At 44.2% G+C, this 16,908-nt stretch carries 14 protein-coding genes; 6 read left to right on the top strand and 8 right to left on the bottom strand.

Going from position 1 to position 16,908, the window contains the following annotated elements:
- The first annotated feature begins 116 nt into the window (after window positions 1-116).
- Together cfa and VF412_RS07270 are read left to right on the top strand one after the other, a co-directional pair.
- On the top strand, window positions 117-1,250 hold the full coding sequence (gene cfa, locus VF412_RS07275; RefSeq protein WP_331338561.1) for a cyclopropane fatty acyl phospholipid synthase: 1,134 nt from the start codon (window positions 117-119) through the stop codon (window positions 1,248-1,250).
- Between the two features lie 170 nt (window positions 1,251-1,420).
- Window positions 1,421-2,791: a sensor histidine kinase gene (locus tag VF412_RS07270; protein ID WP_331338560.1), complete on the top strand. Its 1,371-nt coding sequence runs from the start codon at window positions 1,421-1,423 to the stop codon at window positions 2,789-2,791.
- Here the strand turns inward: VF412_RS07270 and VF412_RS07265 are convergent.
- The 5 genes from VF412_RS07265 to VF412_RS07245 form a co-directional block, all read right to left on the bottom strand.
- Window positions 2,788-3,168: a response regulator gene (locus tag VF412_RS07265; protein WP_331338559.1), complete on the bottom strand. Its 381-nt coding sequence runs from the start codon at window positions 3,166-3,168 to the stop codon at window positions 2,788-2,790. The two genes, VF412_RS07270 and VF412_RS07265, sit on opposite strands and share 4 nt — an antisense overlap.
- 197 nt (window positions 3,169-3,365) lie before the next feature.
- A complete protein-coding gene (gene tpx, locus VF412_RS07260) occupies window positions 3,366-3,863 on the bottom strand; it encodes a thiol peroxidase (protein ID WP_331338558.1) in 498 nt (165 codons plus the stop codon).
- A gap of 90 nt (window positions 3,864-3,953) precedes the next feature.
- Window positions 3,954-4,805: a hypothetical protein gene (locus tag VF412_RS07255; RefSeq protein ID WP_331338557.1), complete on the bottom strand. Its 852-nt coding sequence runs from the start codon at window positions 4,803-4,805 to the stop codon at window positions 3,954-3,956.
- Between the two features lie 99 nt (window positions 4,806-4,904).
- Window positions 4,905-5,402, bottom strand: coding sequence for a methylated-DNA--[protein]-cysteine S-methyltransferase (locus tag VF412_RS07250; protein ID WP_331338556.1), 498 nt, complete (start codon window positions 5,400-5,402; stop codon window positions 4,905-4,907).
- A complete protein-coding gene (locus VF412_RS07245) occupies window positions 5,399-6,856 on the bottom strand; it encodes a DNA-3-methyladenine glycosylase 2 family protein (RefSeq protein WP_331338555.1) in 1,458 nt (485 codons plus the stop codon). Before VF412_RS07245 ends, VF412_RS07250 begins: the two co-directional genes overlap by 4 nt.
- 144 nt (window positions 6,857-7,000) lie before the next feature.
- Between VF412_RS07245 and VF412_RS07240 the strand changes: the two genes are divergently transcribed.
- Both VF412_RS07240 and VF412_RS07235 read left to right on the top strand, forming a co-directional pair.
- Window positions 7,001-7,918 carry a DUF72 domain-containing protein gene (locus VF412_RS07240; protein ID WP_331338554.1) on the top strand — a complete coding sequence of 306 codons (918 nt, stop codon included), beginning with the start codon at window positions 7,001-7,003 and terminating at the stop codon, window positions 7,916-7,918.
- 119 nt (window positions 7,919-8,037) lie between these two features.
- Window positions 8,038-8,748: a hypothetical protein gene (locus tag VF412_RS07235; RefSeq protein WP_331338553.1), complete on the top strand. Its 711-nt coding sequence runs from the start codon at window positions 8,038-8,040 to the stop codon at window positions 8,746-8,748.
- Between the two features lie 54 nt (window positions 8,749-8,802).
- On the opposite strand, the gene VF412_RS07230 is transcribed toward VF412_RS07235, so the two are convergent.
- Complete coding sequence (locus tag VF412_RS07230) at window positions 8,803-9,894, bottom strand: hypothetical protein (protein ID WP_331338552.1); 1,092 nt, start codon at window positions 9,892-9,894, stop codon at window positions 8,803-8,805.
- 346 nt (window positions 9,895-10,240) lie between these two features.
- Between VF412_RS07230 and VF412_RS07225 the strand changes: the two genes are divergently transcribed.
- Complete coding sequence (locus VF412_RS07225) at window positions 10,241-14,230, top strand: DEAD/DEAH box helicase (RefSeq protein ID WP_331338551.1); 3,990 nt, start codon at window positions 10,241-10,243, stop codon at window positions 14,228-14,230.
- Window positions 14,231-14,265: 35 nt separating this feature from the next.
- On the opposite strand, the gene dbpA is transcribed toward VF412_RS07225, so the two are convergent.
- On the bottom strand, window positions 14,266-15,663 hold the full coding sequence (dbpA, locus tag VF412_RS07220) for an ATP-dependent RNA helicase DbpA (RefSeq protein WP_331338550.1): 1,398 nt from the start codon (window positions 15,661-15,663) through the stop codon (window positions 14,266-14,268).
- A 192-nt stretch (window positions 15,664-15,855) separates the two neighbouring features.
- Here dbpA and VF412_RS07215 point away from each other — a divergent pair, with 192 nt between their 5' ends.
- Window positions 15,856-16,041 (top strand): hypothetical protein, encoded by a 186-nt coding sequence (locus VF412_RS07215; RefSeq protein WP_331338549.1) that lies wholly within the window; start codon window positions 15,856-15,858, stop codon window positions 16,039-16,041.
- On the opposite strand, the gene VF412_RS07210 is transcribed toward VF412_RS07215, so the two are convergent.
- Window positions 16,038-16,886 (bottom strand): AraC family transcriptional regulator, encoded by an 849-nt coding sequence (locus VF412_RS07210; RefSeq protein WP_331338548.1) that lies wholly within the window; start codon window positions 16,884-16,886, stop codon window positions 16,038-16,040. The genes VF412_RS07215 and VF412_RS07210 overlap by 4 nt on opposite strands.
- Between the last annotated feature and the right edge of the window lie 22 nt (window positions 16,887-16,908).

Below are 16,908 nucleotides of genomic sequence, written 5' to 3'. Positions count from 1 at the left end.
CCGTTTCACTTTGAAAGTGGAACGGGAATGTTTGCCGCTTTGCAAATTACCTCAATGAAAATTGAATAAGTGCGCCACTGGGAAAAGGATGGGTTCATCTACACAAGGATGAATTCATGAATACAGAAACGATGTCCCTTAACAGCGCGCAGGAATTTGTAACTCAGCTTTTCGGTCGCGCCGGAATCACCGTCAATGGCCGGGCGGCTCACGATATTAAAGTACATAATTCTAAATTTTATCATCGTATTCTTGCTCACAGCTCGTTGGGATTAGGCGAATCCTATATGGAGGGATGGTGGGACTGCGAAGATTTAAGTCAGTTCTTCTTTTTACTTCTTCGATCACGCATAGACGAATTAGTGAATCCAGCAACTTTGGCTTTGCAAGCATTAAGATCCAAGGTTTTAACCTTGGGAAAAAGTGATCCCTATAAAATTGGCGAATTTCACTATGATATTGATGAGGATCTTTATCGGGCCATGCTTGATAAACGTATGATTTATACCTGTGGTTATTGGAAGGACGCTTTAAGTTTAGACGAGGCTCAGGAAAACAAACTGCAACTTATTTGCGACAAAATTTATCTAGAGCCGGGAATGCGTGTTTTAGATATCGGATGCGGATGGGGTGGTTTTCTTAAATATGCAGCGGAAAAATACGGAATCAAAGGTGTAGGCGTAACTGTTTCGAAAGAGCAGGCCGAGGTCGCAAAACAAAATTGCAAGGGCCTGGATATTGAAATTCTCTTGGAGGACTATCGTGAAATGAGTGGTAAGTACGATCGAATAGTGTCCATCGGTATGTTCGAGCACGTTTGTAAGAAGAACTATCACACGTTCTTTGATGTGGCAGCGGACTGTCTCGAGGACAATGGCATGTTCTTGCTCCACACCATCGGCAATAGTCAAAGTGCGGGTGGGGGAACAGATCCCTGGATCGAGAAGTATATTTTTCCGAACTCGATGATTCCGTCGATTTCTCAGGTGGCCACAGCTATTGAAGACTTCTTTGTGATGGAGGACTGGCATAACTTCGGTCCCGATTATGATAAGACATTGCTGAGCTGGTTTGAGAATTTCGACAGAAATTGGCCTCAATTGCAAAATGGCTTTGATAAGGTCTTTTATCGTAAGTGGAAGTATTATCTTTTAAGTTGCGCAGGATCTTTCCGCGCACGTCGCACTCAACTTTGGCAGATTGTTCTGACAAAACGGGGACTGGTGAACGGTTATCAAAGCATTAGATAAATACAAAAAAGATGAGGCGAGACTAACAAAGAATGCCCTGTGGGGACAAAATAATGGACGCTTTGTATTCAGAAGTTGATTGCAGAAAATTAAATCAGAGATAGATCAAGCAGAATTGACGGGTAAGACGTGACTGAGGAGAGGGCCTAAGATATATCTCGTCAGAAGATATGAAAGAGATCAGACCGTCGGTTCTTCAAAGTTTAAATCTAGATATGTGTCGTCGCAGCCTGGCGGCGGCGGTCGGCTTTGCGCTGGTCTTTTGCGCTGTACTTTATCAACCTATCGTAACGACAGTCTCATTCTTTCCATGGCTTCGAGTTTTTGCATCTCTGGCGCTGGTCGCAGCCATCGTTCGCTTCGTTGTTGCAAAACGAATTATCAATCGAGGGCCTGAAGGACTGCGTCGTTGGGGCACTCTTCATGAAACCGCGATTATGATCAGCACAACCTTTTTAGGGGTGATCTGCTGTATGAGTTTTGGTGATCCGGAAAACTCAGACGCAAAGATCTTTTTGACGTCGTTCATCATTAGTGCAGTAATGGCGGGATCGACATCGTCGATTGCTTTAGCTCCACGTATTCATAAATATTTCCTGATTATGGTCGGTGTCATACCAGGTATCGTAATGGGATTTTCTAGCCATAAAGGAGAGTTGCCCTATACTTTATGGAGCTTCTACATTTTCACGTTCGTTTTATACGTGTACGGCAACTCGAAGCAGTTTTATCAAAATATGGTTTTGCGTTACGAATCGGAAGAGGCCTTGATCACAGAAAAGGAAACTCTGACTCAGACCGTGCAAAAACTTGAACAAACTCAGGAAGAATTGCTGTATCAAAAAGCTCGTGCAGAATATGCAGCAAAATTGGCTTCTTTGGGTGAGATGGCCGGTGGTATCGCTCATGAAATCAATACTCCTCTCAATGTGATTTTGCTTTTAGCGGAACAGCAAATGGATATTTTAGGTTCTGAGAAAGTAGATGTTCCAGCTATGAAACAAGCCATTGAAAAGGTGACAGCAACAACTCAACGAATTGAAAAGATCGTTCGAGGTCTTCGCACTTTTGCCCGTGAGGGTGGAAAGGATCCTGTTGAAACGGTTTTACTAGGTACTATTGTCGATAACACTCTTTCGTTGTGCTACGAGAAATTTAAGATTAACAATATTGATCTTCGCGTTCCAAGTCCGTTTCCTGATATTTATTTAGAGTGTCGTCCAGTGCAAATTTCCCAAGTTCTTTTGAATTTGCTCAACAATGCTTTTGAAGCTATTCAAGGTCTTCCTCAGAAGTGGATTTCCATTGATGCACAAGATTTTGGTGACGAGATTGAAATTCGCATCACTGATAGTGGACCAGGCATTCCGCCAGAGTTGCATAGTGAGATTTTCCGTCCCTTCTTTACAACGAAAGAAATTGGTAAGGGAACAGGACTGGGCTTGAGTATTTCCCGCGGCTTGGTCGAAGCTCATCACGGTCAGATGTATATTGATTCACACAGCAAGAATACGTCGTTTGTGATTCGCCTGCCGCGCTAAACGTTGTGTGGATTTTTCTTTTCAACCTCTTTAACGATGCGTACGAGGTCTGCTTTGTTGACAGGTTTTGAGATAAAGCCTAAGCAGTGAGTACTTTTCTTTAAAGTCTCTTCGTCGCCTCCGACATATCCCGAAATAAATAAAATGGGAACTTCCGAGTTTGGAAGTTTTTCGACACGCTTGATTAACTCAAAGCCATCCCAAACTGGCATGCGTATATCACTGATAACAAGCTGAGGGTTCCATGTTTGAATTTTATCAAAGGCCTCTTTGCCATTTTCAGCTGTGAGGACCTCGTAATTTTCACGCGTCAAAAAATAACTAATAAGATCCCGTAAGTCTTTCTCGTCATCGACGACTAGAATTTTAAAAGCCATTTTAACACCCCGAGATATTAATAGGCCTAACATACTTTCGGCGGAAAATACCAGCGAGAAGTGGCAAGCAAGGGCAGGAATCGAAATTGAACGCTCTGTAATTTAATTTTTATTTAGAATTGTGGACTTGATGAAATGAAATTCGTAACAACAGTTCTTGCAAAAAGAAAGAGGGGCTCGTGACCCCTCCTTAGAAACTACATAATACTTTTCAAAGCCGCAGCGTAGTTTGGTTCGTCGACGATTTCGCCAACTTGTTCTGTGTAAAGAACCTTGTTGTCCGGAGAAAGAACGACGACAGCGCGAGAAAGAAGACCTGCCAAAGGAGAATCTTGAATCGCCAAGCCCCATTCTTTGCCGAAGTTAGCGCGGAATGAAGAAAGTGTTTCGCAGTTTTTAATGCCTTCGGCACCGCAAAAGCGAGCTTGAGCAAATGGAAGATCTGCGGAGATATTCAAAACGACGGCGTTTTTCAAATTCGCCGCTTCTTTATTAAAATTGCGAACTGAAGCCGCGCAGGTGCCTGTATCAACGCTTGGAAAGATATTCAAAACTTTGAATTTTCCTGCGAAATTTTCTAAAGACACTTCTGAAAGATCGTTGCGAACAAGTTTAAAGTTTGGAGCTGTAGAGCCAACAGCTGGCAATGTGCCAGAAGTATGAACAGCGTTTCCTTTAAGAGTGATTGTAGCCATTGAGGACCTCGTTGAATGGGTTTTAATGAACCCACTTAGTGTGATCCCATGGTCATGTTCCCACAACATTTTTTTGCGTTTGGTGCGGCGCTAGCTGGCCTTTTCGCGCATCAGAGTTTCGCAGCGGTCCAAGAGGGTCGCGCGAATATTATCTTTGTGTTTTAAAAACTCGGGCAAGCGGCTTGTTTGCACGATGTTATAAAGACGGATTGTGCGTTCTAACTCCATCAGACGCGGTTTCTGAGGCCCGCGGGACAAGGGGAATTTGGGAATCGGCAGGTCTTCAAGAACTGCCTTTTGAACAGCCAAAGTCCAATCGATCTCTGTTTGAGTTAGATAAATTGTTGGGAAATGACGTTCGCGAAGTTCAGAAGAATCACTTCTTAGCTCGGCGTTCAACCACTGAAGTTCTTTAAGGATATGATTGAATTCGTTGTCATGAGTTTTGCCGAAAAGTTTAAAGACGGTTTTCTTCCAGGCATCACAGAAATCTTCAAAGGTGATATTTTCTTCTTTTTCAAAAAGAGGGGGATGAGTGATGTAATTCAATGTCTTTTGCAAAACATCTGTCGAAATCACCACACTGGCCGATTTATAACTGACACGCATAAAGTGATGGGCCCAGCTTGCGATATTTAAAACCGCAGAAGGGTCCACCACAGAATTTCTAAAAGTTAAATGAAAGCTTTCAAAAAGATGGCTGCTTAACGGGCGATCTAAAACAGCATCAAGATCGCTTTTACGACGCTCGGTCTTTGGCACCGAAAAAAATCGTTCGAGATGAGTTTGAAACTTCTCAAATGTGTCTTGCCAAAGATTTTCGCTTTGGCAAGTTTTATAAAGCTGGAAGGCCTTCATTTCGGTCGGCTCTGCCGTATCCAATAAGGCATTGATCTTCTGCTCCATAAGACGTGGGAAAAGATGTTTAACTTCACCAATCATTCTTAAATCCTACCATGGTCTAGCGAAATCTAAGAATGAAGATAGAGGGAAAATGGAGATTCTTGGATTTACCTTTCCGAAGTTTGAAAAACTGTCGAACTACTTTACAAAGGACCCCTGGGGACTTTCCAGATTTAGAAGATAGTTCTTGAATTCCAATCCCCCCGCAAATCCAGTCAGAGTGCCATTGCTTCCAATCACTCGATGGCAGGGAACAATAATAGATAACGGATTCTTTCCATTGGCAGCTCCTACGGCTCTGCATGCAGAAGGATTGCCAATGGCAACGGCCAAGTCTTTGTAAGAGCGAGTTTCGCCATAAGGAATTTTGCGAAGCTGCATCCATACTGATTTTTGAAAGTCAGTTCCATGAGGATTCAAAGGCACTGAAAAACGTGTGCGTGTCCCTGCAAAGTATTCATTCAGTTCGTCTTCAGCTTGTACCAAAACCGGATGATTTTTATCGTGTGCAGCTTCATCCAAAGGAACACGCATTGGAGGATCATTTTCCCAAAGAACGGCAACTAGAGCGTGATCATCAGAAATCAATTTCAATCGACCCACTGGAGATTTCATTTCTTTATAGAAGTAGTTCATTTTTTCACCTTCTTTTGAGGTTTAGAGCTGGCTTGGTTGGCCATAAAATCCTTCCAAAGATAGAAGGCTACATAAGAGCGCCAAGGACGAACATCATCAAGATTTATTTTTGGATAAGTGTCTAAAGCTTTTTTTAAAACCAGGTCCGTGTGTGGAAATGAATCTGTGTCACCTAAAGCACGCAGCGCAGTGTACTCTGTGGACCACGGACCAATTCCAGGAACTGCCAAAAGATTTTTGCGAAACTCTTCGGGGTCTTGTTCGGAAGATAGAATCAGTTTTTCCAAGTGAACCAGCTTAGCAATTTCACGGATGGTTTTCTTTCGCTTTTCAGTGGTACTGACCTCTTTCAAAGATGCTTTAGATAAGACCTCGGCCGTGGGAAATAGATAAGCCTCTTCTTGGGTCAAGGGATGGACTACTTTTTCTCCGTAGCCTTTTACCAGCTGACCGACCAAACGAGTGGCTTGCTCTACAGACACCAGTTGCCCTAGGACTGTGGTAATAGTCGCCTCGAAAGAGTCCCAGGCCTTGGGAATGCGCAGGCCCGGATACTTTTTCCAGAGCTGATCTAAATGTCTGTCTGTGGAAAATGAATTCGCAATTAATAGAGGATCTGAATCCAAGTCAAACATCTGACGGACTTTTTGAATCACAGGCAAAAGACATTTCACATCAGAGCAGTGTATCTGAACTAACAAAGATGACTTTTCTGGTTCGACAGAGACCTGCAAAACTCCCACGGTGACATCGAAACGAAAAATACGCTCGTAAGTTGTTTCTGTCACTTTTTCAAGCCCCCAGATGCAATGACGACGATAATAGCCGAGCAAGGTCTCCCAATCATAAGGGGGGCGATAGGAAAGAGATAGCGTCACACCATTTTCATTGGCCGAGGAGTTTTCTTTGCGGCGAACTTGTGATGGAGATTTATGGAAACGTTTTTTGAAGGCATCATTGAAACGGCGTAAAGACGCAAAGCCGGCGGTCATAGCTACGGTGACAATAGGAAGTTTCGTTTCTACTAAAAGCTTTCGTGCAAAGTTCAAACGAGTGATGTCAGAAAGCTGCTTTGGAGTTTGGCCGATTTCTTCTTCAAAAAGGCGACGAAGGTGACGGGCGCTCACGCCAAATTGTTCTGCAAATTTGTCTTCTGAAAGAAGAATCGGACCTTTATTTGCGATGATCTTTAAAGCTCGCTGCACTACCGATGAGGTTCCATACCACGCCGGAGATAATGGAGCTGCTTCGGGACGACAACGCAAGCAGGGACGATAACCCGCATGTTCTGCTTTATGTGCAGAAGAAAAGAACTCGACATTTTCGCGCTTGGGTTTTGCTGGACAGATCGGACGGCAATAGATTCCGGTGGTTTTGACTCCGACAAAAAACTTCCCGTCAAAACGATAATCGCGGGCAAGCATGGCTTGATAGAAAACATCATCTTTCTTCATGGAGTCAATTTAACAGATAAATTCATTCGTAGCTCGCCATTTTCGGACAAGGTCATTTTATCGTGCTTTAGCAGCATTACAGGATGTAATTTGAAGCTTTCTCAGGCTGCTCCTAGAATTAAGTTTCTAGAAGCGGAGGTTTTTATGGCAGACGTAAGAATTGGCATCTCGGGTTGGCGATACGAGCCTTGGCGCGGTGATTTCTATCCGACAGAGCTTACTCAAAAAAACGAGCTGTATTACGCAAGCCGACAGGTCTCTTCCATTGAGATCAATGGGTCTTTTTATGCGACCCAATCGCCAAAAAGTTATAAAACTTGGGCCGCGGCAACTCCTGATGATTTCGTTTTTTCGGTGAAGTGTCCGCGTTACATCACCCACATTCGGAGGCTAAAAGATGTGCGGGAACCTTTGTCCAATTTTTTTGCCTCAGGGGTTTTGCATTTAGATAAAAAACTAGGTGCATTTCTTTGGCAGTTTCCTCCAAGCTTTCGTTTCGACGAAGAACGCGTCGAAGAGTTTTTTAAAATGCTACCGACACATTTTAAAAAAGCCGTGGCGTTGGCAAAGGAGTCGGAACGCTACGATGCCGAGTATCCGAAAGAATTTGCAAGATCGAATCGACCGCTTCATCATGCGATGGAGGTGCGCAATCACTCTTTTGAAAATCCTGATTTTATTAAACTGCTTCGTAAGTACAATGTCGCGTTGGTTCTTGCTGACACTGCGGGAAAGTGGCCATACATGGAGGATATCACCGCCGACTTTATGTATTTGCGCTTGCATGGTGATGAAGAGCTGTATGCTAGCGGTTATGATAAATCCACCTTGCGTTGGTGGGCTGATCGCATTGAACTTTGGGAGGCGGGAAGGCAAGCGTCCGATGCATTGACCATCTCCGAAGACAAACCTCCCGCAGCCAAGAGTCGCAATATCTATGTTTATTTTGATAACGATATGAAGGTGCGTGCTCCCTATGATGCAAGGACTTTGATGGGGCTTCTTGGGCAAAAGCGAGTGAATACTGAGGGACCAACTCCTGTTCCAGAGCTGGGGTTGTAGGGCAAAAAGCGCCCGTGTTCTTTCGTTCTACAAAGAGGCAGGATTGAGCAGAGCCGTAAGCTAGATAAGGACCATAATCTCGAAATGAGACAGGCACCGGCATTGCTAAAAACAAAGACATGATCAAAAGCAAGGTGCCTTATTTTCTGTCTGTAGTCCTCATGATGCTAACTCCTATGCATGCACAAGCTCAGACTCTTGAGGATCTTGTGGGGCTTATGCAAAAGACCTATTCTGCGGATGTTCAAGAGAAGAACTTGCAATTGCAAATGACGTTGGATCATGACGAGCCTGGATATTTTGGTGGTGGCAGCGTGGATCAAAATATTTTCTCGATCAGTATTGGCGCAGATATTATGAAATTAAAAGCCATGAATTCGGATGCAACGGCCTTTATTCTTTGCCATGAAATGGGACACCTTCTAGGTGGCGAACCCAGGAAAACCACCAGCACATGGGCCTCGACCGAAGGGCAAGCTGACTATTTTGCAGCGACCTCATGTTTAAGAAGAATTTTCTCATTGCCTGAGATGGCTTCTACAGAAAGATCTTACATAGATCCGCGAATCACAGCTTTATGTGAACAAAGTCAAAAAGAGGCTACTGAAGTTGCGATGTGCTCGCGAATTATGGCGGCAGGGCAAAGCTTATTTGCCGCAATTTATTTTTTTATCGATGTACCACAAATGATTCATCCAGACCTGGGCACGCCCGAAAAACCATTGGGACCGGATCAAAATGTCAACTATCCGACTCTGCAATGTCGTCTCGACACTGTTGTGGCCGGGGCCCAATTGTTAGAGCGTCCTGCTTGTTGGTATAAAAAATAGAAAGTTGGGGAAACCAGCGAGTAGAACCATTCCACTCGCTGGCTCAGGAGCAAATTATAGAGTGATGCTTGCAGGGTCAAAGCTGACAGAGATCGAAGCACCTTGAGATGGAACCGCTGTACCATGGAACGTGATTGAGTTCGTTGTTGACGAATAAGTCCACCCGTTCGTCGCATCATTTGGAACTGATACGTTATTCACAACAACTTTGATACTGCTTTCTACCGGAGTGCGACTAAGCACGAACTGAGTACTCAGTTCGATCACACGTTGCTGAATCAACTGAATTGAGTTCGCATAGTTCGAGTCGCAAATACTTCCCAGGATACCGTTCGTGCTATTGGCAAAAGAGATGTATCTTTGACCAATGATCGATGACGGAGCTTGGGCACTGTGACTGGCAAGACATGCGCTATCCAAAACTGTGATGGCATTCACGTTATAGCGTCGATTTGTTGACGTCGATGAAGTCAGAGTATCCATATATGAAACGTAGCTTGCCACAGTTTCTAGATTTGGATCAGAGTAATCATGATCGGGAATTCCACCGCTGTAGCCCCAGCTGTCTTCAGGACGTGTTGGGTCACTGAAGTCATCTTCATCTGATAGAATGATGACCGCCAAGAAGGAATCGGATCTTAAGAATCCAGAATTCAATGAACTATCCAAAGAGGCTTTCATGCTCGAGAAAGCACGTTCGTCACCACTTCCAGTTTGTCCTAGTGAGCCGTTAGCCACGAAAGTGGTAACTAGATTTGGGGTGTTATTGTCGAGCATAAATACGCCCGTTTCAGCACCAGGTGCGCCGTCTTTGAATTTTGCCAGAGACGGATCATTTCTAAAGGCCGCTCCTGAAAGATAAGCGTCTGTTGAAGTCACGGCGATGTGAAAGTCATAACCTTTACTTTGGAAGTTGTTAATAAAGGTATTGAAGTTAGCCACCAGGTTTTGTTGAAGGGGAGTCATTGATGAAGAGTTATCAACAACCCACAAGATGTCGATCTTGTTATTCACCTGATAGGTACTTTGAGAGAATGTCTGACCAGTTGGCAACGTGCTATAGCTCGAAGTACCATGACTGCATCCTGTCATAAATGACCAAGTCATTGCACCAGCGAGTAAGAGTGATTTATTTCCGCGCCCCATAGAGCCTCCGTATGCAAGAAACAGTAGCACGGGCCTCAAATCCGTCTTTTTATCAATTTTTCGATAAAACTTTTGACGAAAGGCTCGCTGAGCAATGGATTCGTTTTTAAAAGCGATATATTTAACAATTGTTAAATGCGTCAAAACCCTAGCTGAAAACCCTGAAAATAAAGGCTCCAAGGCATTTTTCTTCAAGAAATCTTTTTGGATGAAAGTGGAGCGAGTTTGTGAGTTTTAAAGTCATTCCGCGACGGAGCAAACGCCGTCAGAGTATAAAACATGGACAAAAAACTGGAATTAGCCGATACTAACTGATGCCCAAATCCGAATTACCAAGGATCAAATCGTGTTTTTAGCTCCCATGACATTGCAGAATATCGCGCAACTTCGCCACCCCAGCGAACGTGTGCCTTTGGGAGAAACTATTCCTTTCAATGAAGGCACTCATTTGATTGAGGACGGTGCATTTCAAAGACATGAAATCTTGGCGACTCCGCTAGGATTCATGCAGTTGAAGATGTTCCTTCATGACCCTGATTACAGCAAAGGTTGCACGGTTTTAGTTTCTCAGACAGAAAACGACGGAAGTTTGAATTTTGACTGTGACGTTTGCGGAACTTCAAATAGCTCTCGTCATACGTGTTCTCATCAGTGGGCCGCTTACGTCACTTTGTGGCAAGCGCTGTCTCAAGGAAAGGAAGCGAGTGAAGCCAAAATCGCAAAGCTTTCCCAAGACATTCAAAATGGTGAGTTTCTTCTGCGTTCAGGCCCAGAGGATGAGAAAGGCTCCGCCATGGCAGGAGCTGTTCTGGATTCCTTGAGTTTATTTTTAGAAGATCCGTCGATTCTTAACGGATCAGCTTTAAGTGCTTTGCTGACGCTGCAATTTGGAAAATATAAATTCCAAGAGGTCACAAAGGATCAAGAACTTCTATCACCGATGCTGTGGAATATGCCGGAAGTATTCCGTCGTAAACTCACTGCTTACTCTGAGTTTTATTTTAATGAAGTGAATGAGCAAAACCGTATCGCGGGAATGATTCGCTATAACTTCAGTAACGGTATGCAAATAAGCGCGAAAGAAATTCTTCGTCACCCATTGCAAAAGCAAGTTCCTCGCGAACTTTTGCCGCAACCTAAAATGCCAAATTCGGTCTTTGCTCAGTGGCCGTTGACTCAGCAGAAAGAAAATCTTTTTGTCAGTCAGTCTCTACGTGAGCTTGAAGAAATCGCTCAAGCCTTGCTTGGCAGTATTTCAACGAACGTTGCTCGCAAAAAGATTGAACTGTATTTGCAAACCAAAGCTCAGCCTTCAATGGCCATGAAGGTGACTTCGATTGAATTCGATCCGGTCAACGAAATGGACTGGCGAGTCGAGTTCCGAGAGAAAAAAGATCTTGAAGCGGATTTCACATTGATGAGTTTCCGAAAAAAGCCATGGCACTTCTATGAGTCTTTCGCGGTGGAACCAGAGGATGGAATCATCCTTGTTCATCCGTGGCTTCGCGAATTAAGTCAGCTAGAGACTTTAAGCAAAATCCTGCCGGATGATGCCGTTTTTTCTTTCGAACCGGGAAAGATGCCTGCTATTTCAGTCATAGGTGAACTTGAAGCGAAAACTGTTTTAAAATATCTGCGCAATCGCTCTATCCCTGCGAAAATTGAAGGCGGGTCAAAAACTCTGGATGCGGATAAAAGTGTCACTGAAATTCATTTGGCAGAAAGTGGTGAGTTCTTTATTCAGCATCATGCCCGTGTGAAAGATCAGAAAGATTTATCTCGTAAGGGTTGGACACCTAAGTCGATCCTTTACATGCAGACTTTATCCCAAGGTCTTCCGTATTTGCTTAATAGCGATGCGAAGGATGTGGCAACACGCGCTCGCGGAAAAAGAGATTGGGACCTAAAGCTTCTAAAGCATTTGGGCGTCTTACAATATCTGATGCTGGAGGCTTTGTCTTTGCACTTCAATGGAGAATTAACGGACGGTCGCATTGTATTGCCTGAGGAAATTTTCCCTGCAGTCTCTGAAAACATCCAATCCATTCTGGTCAGTGGCGCTGGCGTTGTTTTAGCACGGGATCTGACTTTGGCAGAACTGTGCTCGAAATCTGTTCTTGTGCACTTCCAAGATTTTGTGATGAAGACTTTTGAGGCTATGAAGGGAACAGAGTCGTATTATTCCGAATACGGTGAAGTTATTCTTGAGGGAGTGGTCGAACGCGAATTCCGACTGATCTATGAGATTCTGAAAAAGATGGCCATGTCATCGGGCGGAGAATCATTTAAGAAGTCCCGCACTCCGTTCTTATCAAGAGTTTATACTGGAGATCCGGAACAAGATGGGGAGCTGTTACAAGGTCTTTTCCATTTCCCGAAGGTGCGTAAAGATGCTTCAGTCTTGATGGAAACTTTGGACAGTCTTCAGTCCCTAGTTCCATTCGGATTTCAGATCTTCTTTAAAGGCCAGGCTTTGCAAGAGCTGGAAGAAGATGAATTCAAAGTCGACTTCGTTCTTGAAAGTGATGCCGCTCAAAAATATTTCAATTGGTTTGAGCTCAATCCGCGCTTTTTCTTGCGCGGGGAAGAGATCGACCCGGATCAAATGGGCAGCTTCGGCGGGGGAGGAGTGATCGAATATGCAGGAAAGCTGTATATGGTTCCACGCAAACAAATGCCATCACTTCGTCGACTGGAAAATTTCTGGTTGAAGCTGCAAAAAGGAAAAGTTGACTCTATCAAACGTAAAGGCGGCGAAAAGGTTTATCAATTGCCTCGTCATCAGGTTTTGGAGCTCTTAGCTTTAAGAGCTTCCGGTGTCGGTATCCGCGGCGATGAAAATTGGAAAAAAATCTGCCAATTCTATGACAACATGGGGTCCGCAGATCGCAAGCTGACATTGCCAAAGACCGTGACGGCTGAATTGAAGCCTTATCAGGAAACAGGTGTGCAATGGCTGCAAGATCTTTACAATCTTCGTCTTGGAGCCCTTCTTGCTGACGACATGGGATTGGGTAAAACGCTGCAAACGCTTTGCTTCCTTGAAGACTTGCGTGAAAAAGACGAGTTAGGTCAAGTCCTAGTCGTTGTGCCTTCGTCATTAATTTTCAATTGGCAAAGCGAAGTGGAAAAATTCACTCCGAAATTGCCGCTGATGGTATTTTCGAATAAAGATCGTGATCGCGTTGGCAAAAAACTCGAAGCTCAGGAGCCATTGGTCGTTATAACAACCTACGGTCTTTTGATGGAGCATGAAGATTTTCTTCAGCAATACAAGTGGACAGTTCTGATCTTTGATGAGGCTCAAAATTTAAAAAACATCACCACCAAACGTACAAGCTCTGCCAGATCGTTGACAGCACAATTCAAGATCTGTCTGACTGGTACACCGATGGAAAATCACTATGGTGAGTTCTATTCATTGGTGGATTTGCTTGTGCCTGGCAGTTTGGGGCGCATTGAAGATTTTCGTCGTCAATTTGTGAATACAGAAATGGTGACTCGTGAAGAAATGGATGATTTGAAGCTAAAAATCAAACCATTGCTTTTGCGCCGAACAAAAAAAGAAATTTTAGATCAGTTGCCTGAAAAGCAAGAGACAAAGGTCAGTATCGCTTTCGAAGATCGTCAAAAAGAGATCTATCGCGACATTGCTTTATCTTATAACCAAAAAGTGCAGGAAACTATGCAGGTCCAAGGCGAAGCCAGTGTACAACTGCAAATGTTGACGGCTCTTTTGCGACTGCGCCAGGCTTGTTCTGATCCAGCAGCGTTGCCAAATGTTCGCTATGAAAAGGTGCCACCGAAATTAGAAACCCTATTAGATTCCTTACAAGAAATCGTCGAATCTGGGGAAAGTGCATTGGTCTTTACGCAGTTCTTGCAAACCCTGGAACACACGGCAGATATTTTAAAAAAGGCCAACATTCCGGTTTTTGTTTTGCATGGTGGAATTCCAACCAAACAAAGGCAGAAAGTTCTAGCGGATTTCAATCAAATCGAAGGTGGCGCTATTCTTGTGATGACATTAAAAACCGGCGGTGTAGGTTTGAACCTAACGAAGGCCAGCTATGTTTTCCATTTGGAACCATGGTGGAATCCATCGGTGGAAAATCAAGCCACGGACCGGGCCCATCGTTTGGGTCAAAATAAAGCGGTGCAAGTCTTCCGCTATATCATGCATGAGTCTTTGGAAGAAAAGATTGAGGTCTTAAAAGATCGTAAAGACAAAAAGTTTCAGACGCTATTCTCGACAACCGAAAAGGATGTCGAGGTCGGAGCAGGGTCCAATGCTTTGTCGAAGGAAGATTTCGATATTTTATTAGGATTAAAGTAAGTGTATTGAAAAAGCCGATCGAAATATCGGCTTTCTTATTTTACCAGTCTGGCTTGGAACTTTTGTCCTTTGATTTTTCCCGTGCGAAGCTTCTCGAGGGCCGTATCAACCATAGAAGATGAAATTGCCACATAGGAAATATGATCGTGGATTTCGATCTTGCCAATGTCAGCCCCTGTCAATGTGCTACCTTCTTTATTGGTTAAAGCACCAAGGATATCGCCGGGGCGAAGCTTATCTTTACGTCCTCCTGAAATCGACAATGTTTTCATGGCCGATTGATGGGCAAAAGGATTAAGTCCATGTTGGTTTTTAAATCCCAAAGTGGGGCGAAGGAATGCGCCTCCCGACAGTTTTTCGAACTCGAGCAATTTCATCGTATCGACAGGGCTGGCGATAGTAATCGCACGCCCCTCACGTCCCGCGCGGCCTGTACGGCCAATGCGATGAACATAGGTTTCTGCCTGAGCAGGTAAATCAAAATTAATAACTTGTTCAAGATGATCGATATCAAGTCCGCGAGCTGCAACATCTGTTGCAACTAAGATCGCGGTGCTGCCGTTACGGAATGTGGCCATGACTCTGTCGCGTTCACGTTGTTCAAGATCTCCGTGTAATGCTGCAACACTGACTTTGTATTCGGCAATACGCTCGGCCAATTCATTCACGGCAGCTTTTGTGTTGCAGAAGATGATTGTTGATTTAGCGGGGTGTTGTTGTAACACGCGCATCAAAGTATCGGATTTTTGACTCTCTGAAGAATCATAAACGATTTGTTCGATGCTAGTTCCAGTTTCAGCCGCATCTTCGACGATAATCTTTAGAGGATTTTTTTGATAACGACGGCTGAGATCTTGAATTTCTTCAGGGAACGTTGCAGAGAAGAACAACGTCTGTCTTTTCGTTGGAAGCTGCTTCAAGATCGCTTTGATCTCTGCGGCAAATCCCATATCGAACATTTTATCAGCTTCATCTAAAACTAATGTCGCAATGTCGTTCAGATCCATGCGCTCGCGGTTCAAGTGATCAAGCACTCGACCAGGAGTGCCCACGGCAATGTGAACTCCGCGTTCCATAGCTTGAGCTTGTTCGCGACCTGTTTGTCCGCCAGTTAAAGAAAGAATTTGTAGGCCCTCGTACCGACGCCCCAGTTTTCTAAACTCGCCGACAACTTGAGTGGCAAGTTCACGGGTAGGGCACAGGATCAGAGCTTGAATATTGCGATTTTCAAGATCCAAAGTATTGAGGATTGGTAGGGCGAAAGCCGCCGTTTTTCCGCTACCAGTTTTAGATTGGCCGATAATGTCTTTACCATCCAAGATAAGTGGAATGCTGGCTGCTTGGATCGGTGTCATCTCTTCATAGCCTAATTCTTGAACTACTTGCAAAAGTTCAGGAGCTAAATCTAATGAAGAAAAATCGGTAGTTTCCACGGGGACCTCAAGTTTCGAATTCGAGGAAGTTCTAGCAGAAAAGTAAGGCTTCTCTTAGGAAAAAATTATTAGTTTTGCCTCTTTGGGCAGTTTTTTCAGCTCGAAAAAAGGGAAATTTGTGCTAGTCGCAGAGAGATTCCTCCATGGCCAGAGAAAGCGGATTTATTTACACTTAAAGCCAAGGAGCAACCTATGAGCCCAGAAGCCTGGATTGTCGGCGGAATTATCGTGATCTCTCTATTTAGTATCCTTGTATACGGCGCGCTGGCTGTATTCTTTCCTGAGTGGGTGGGAATTACAGGTAAGGTCGCTCTGGGGGCGGAAAGCAGTCATCGTGAGGGCGAAGTAGCCCCCGTACATCCGATGGATAAGTTTTAGTTCGGTTTCTTTTGAGCTTGGGCCCGGAACTGTTGAGCGCTGGTTTTCATATGTTGTTTCAAGAAACGACTGAAGTAGTTTGGATCGTCAAACCCGAGCTCGTAACCAATTTCTGATATCGTCAGTGATGAGTACGCCAGCAAACGCTTTGCCTCAAGTAAGCATCGTTCCGAAATGACTTCCTTTGCAGGTTTTCCTAGGGCCTTAAGAATTTTCGCAGACAACGTCTTTGGCGAAACATTCAGTGTGCCAGCATAGAACTCTAAAGAATGCTGTTTTCTGAAGTGCAATTCTACCAAATCTAAAAAATTTGATACGATGTCTTGTTTCGAGGCTTCGGCAACAGTTTGAGTGCCGGTGACTCTTAAAAGATGCCATAGAAAGATGCTCAGATAATTTTGCAAGACGTTTGATGCGAAGGCTTTCTGATGACGGAACTCTGCCTCCATAAGTTTTAAAAACTCAAGGCTGAGCGAGTCCTCAGGCCTGAACTTCACCTGGTCTGGAAGCGCGCGACTGCGACGGCTCAGTTGATCTTGTTCAGTGTAGGCTTTCGAGAAGGAAGCATCGGTATATTCAATCACAAAGCCCTTAGTCTTTGTTGCAAGCTTCCAAGAATGAACCTGGCCTGGTTTAATCACGAACAGCTGTTGTTTTGAAACTTTATAAGAGGTGAAGTCAATCTCATGCCAACCGGTGCCGGAGAAAATAATAACGATTTGATAGAAGTCATGCTTGTGAGGAAAGGGCACGCGAGGAGTCAGGCGATCCTGTAAAAGTTCGACCCGAATATCAGAAGGTATTGCGTGCTTCACGCCAAGTGAAGAGATGGAGTGACGTTTCATACTCTGAAAGAATATATAAAAA

It is taken from the genome of Bdellovibrio sp., assembly GCF_036384735.1.
GTDB lineage: Bacteria > Bdellovibrionota > Bdellovibrionia > Bdellovibrionales > Bdellovibrionaceae > Bdellovibrio.
This window is presented reverse-complemented; position numbering and strand designations above follow the sequence as displayed.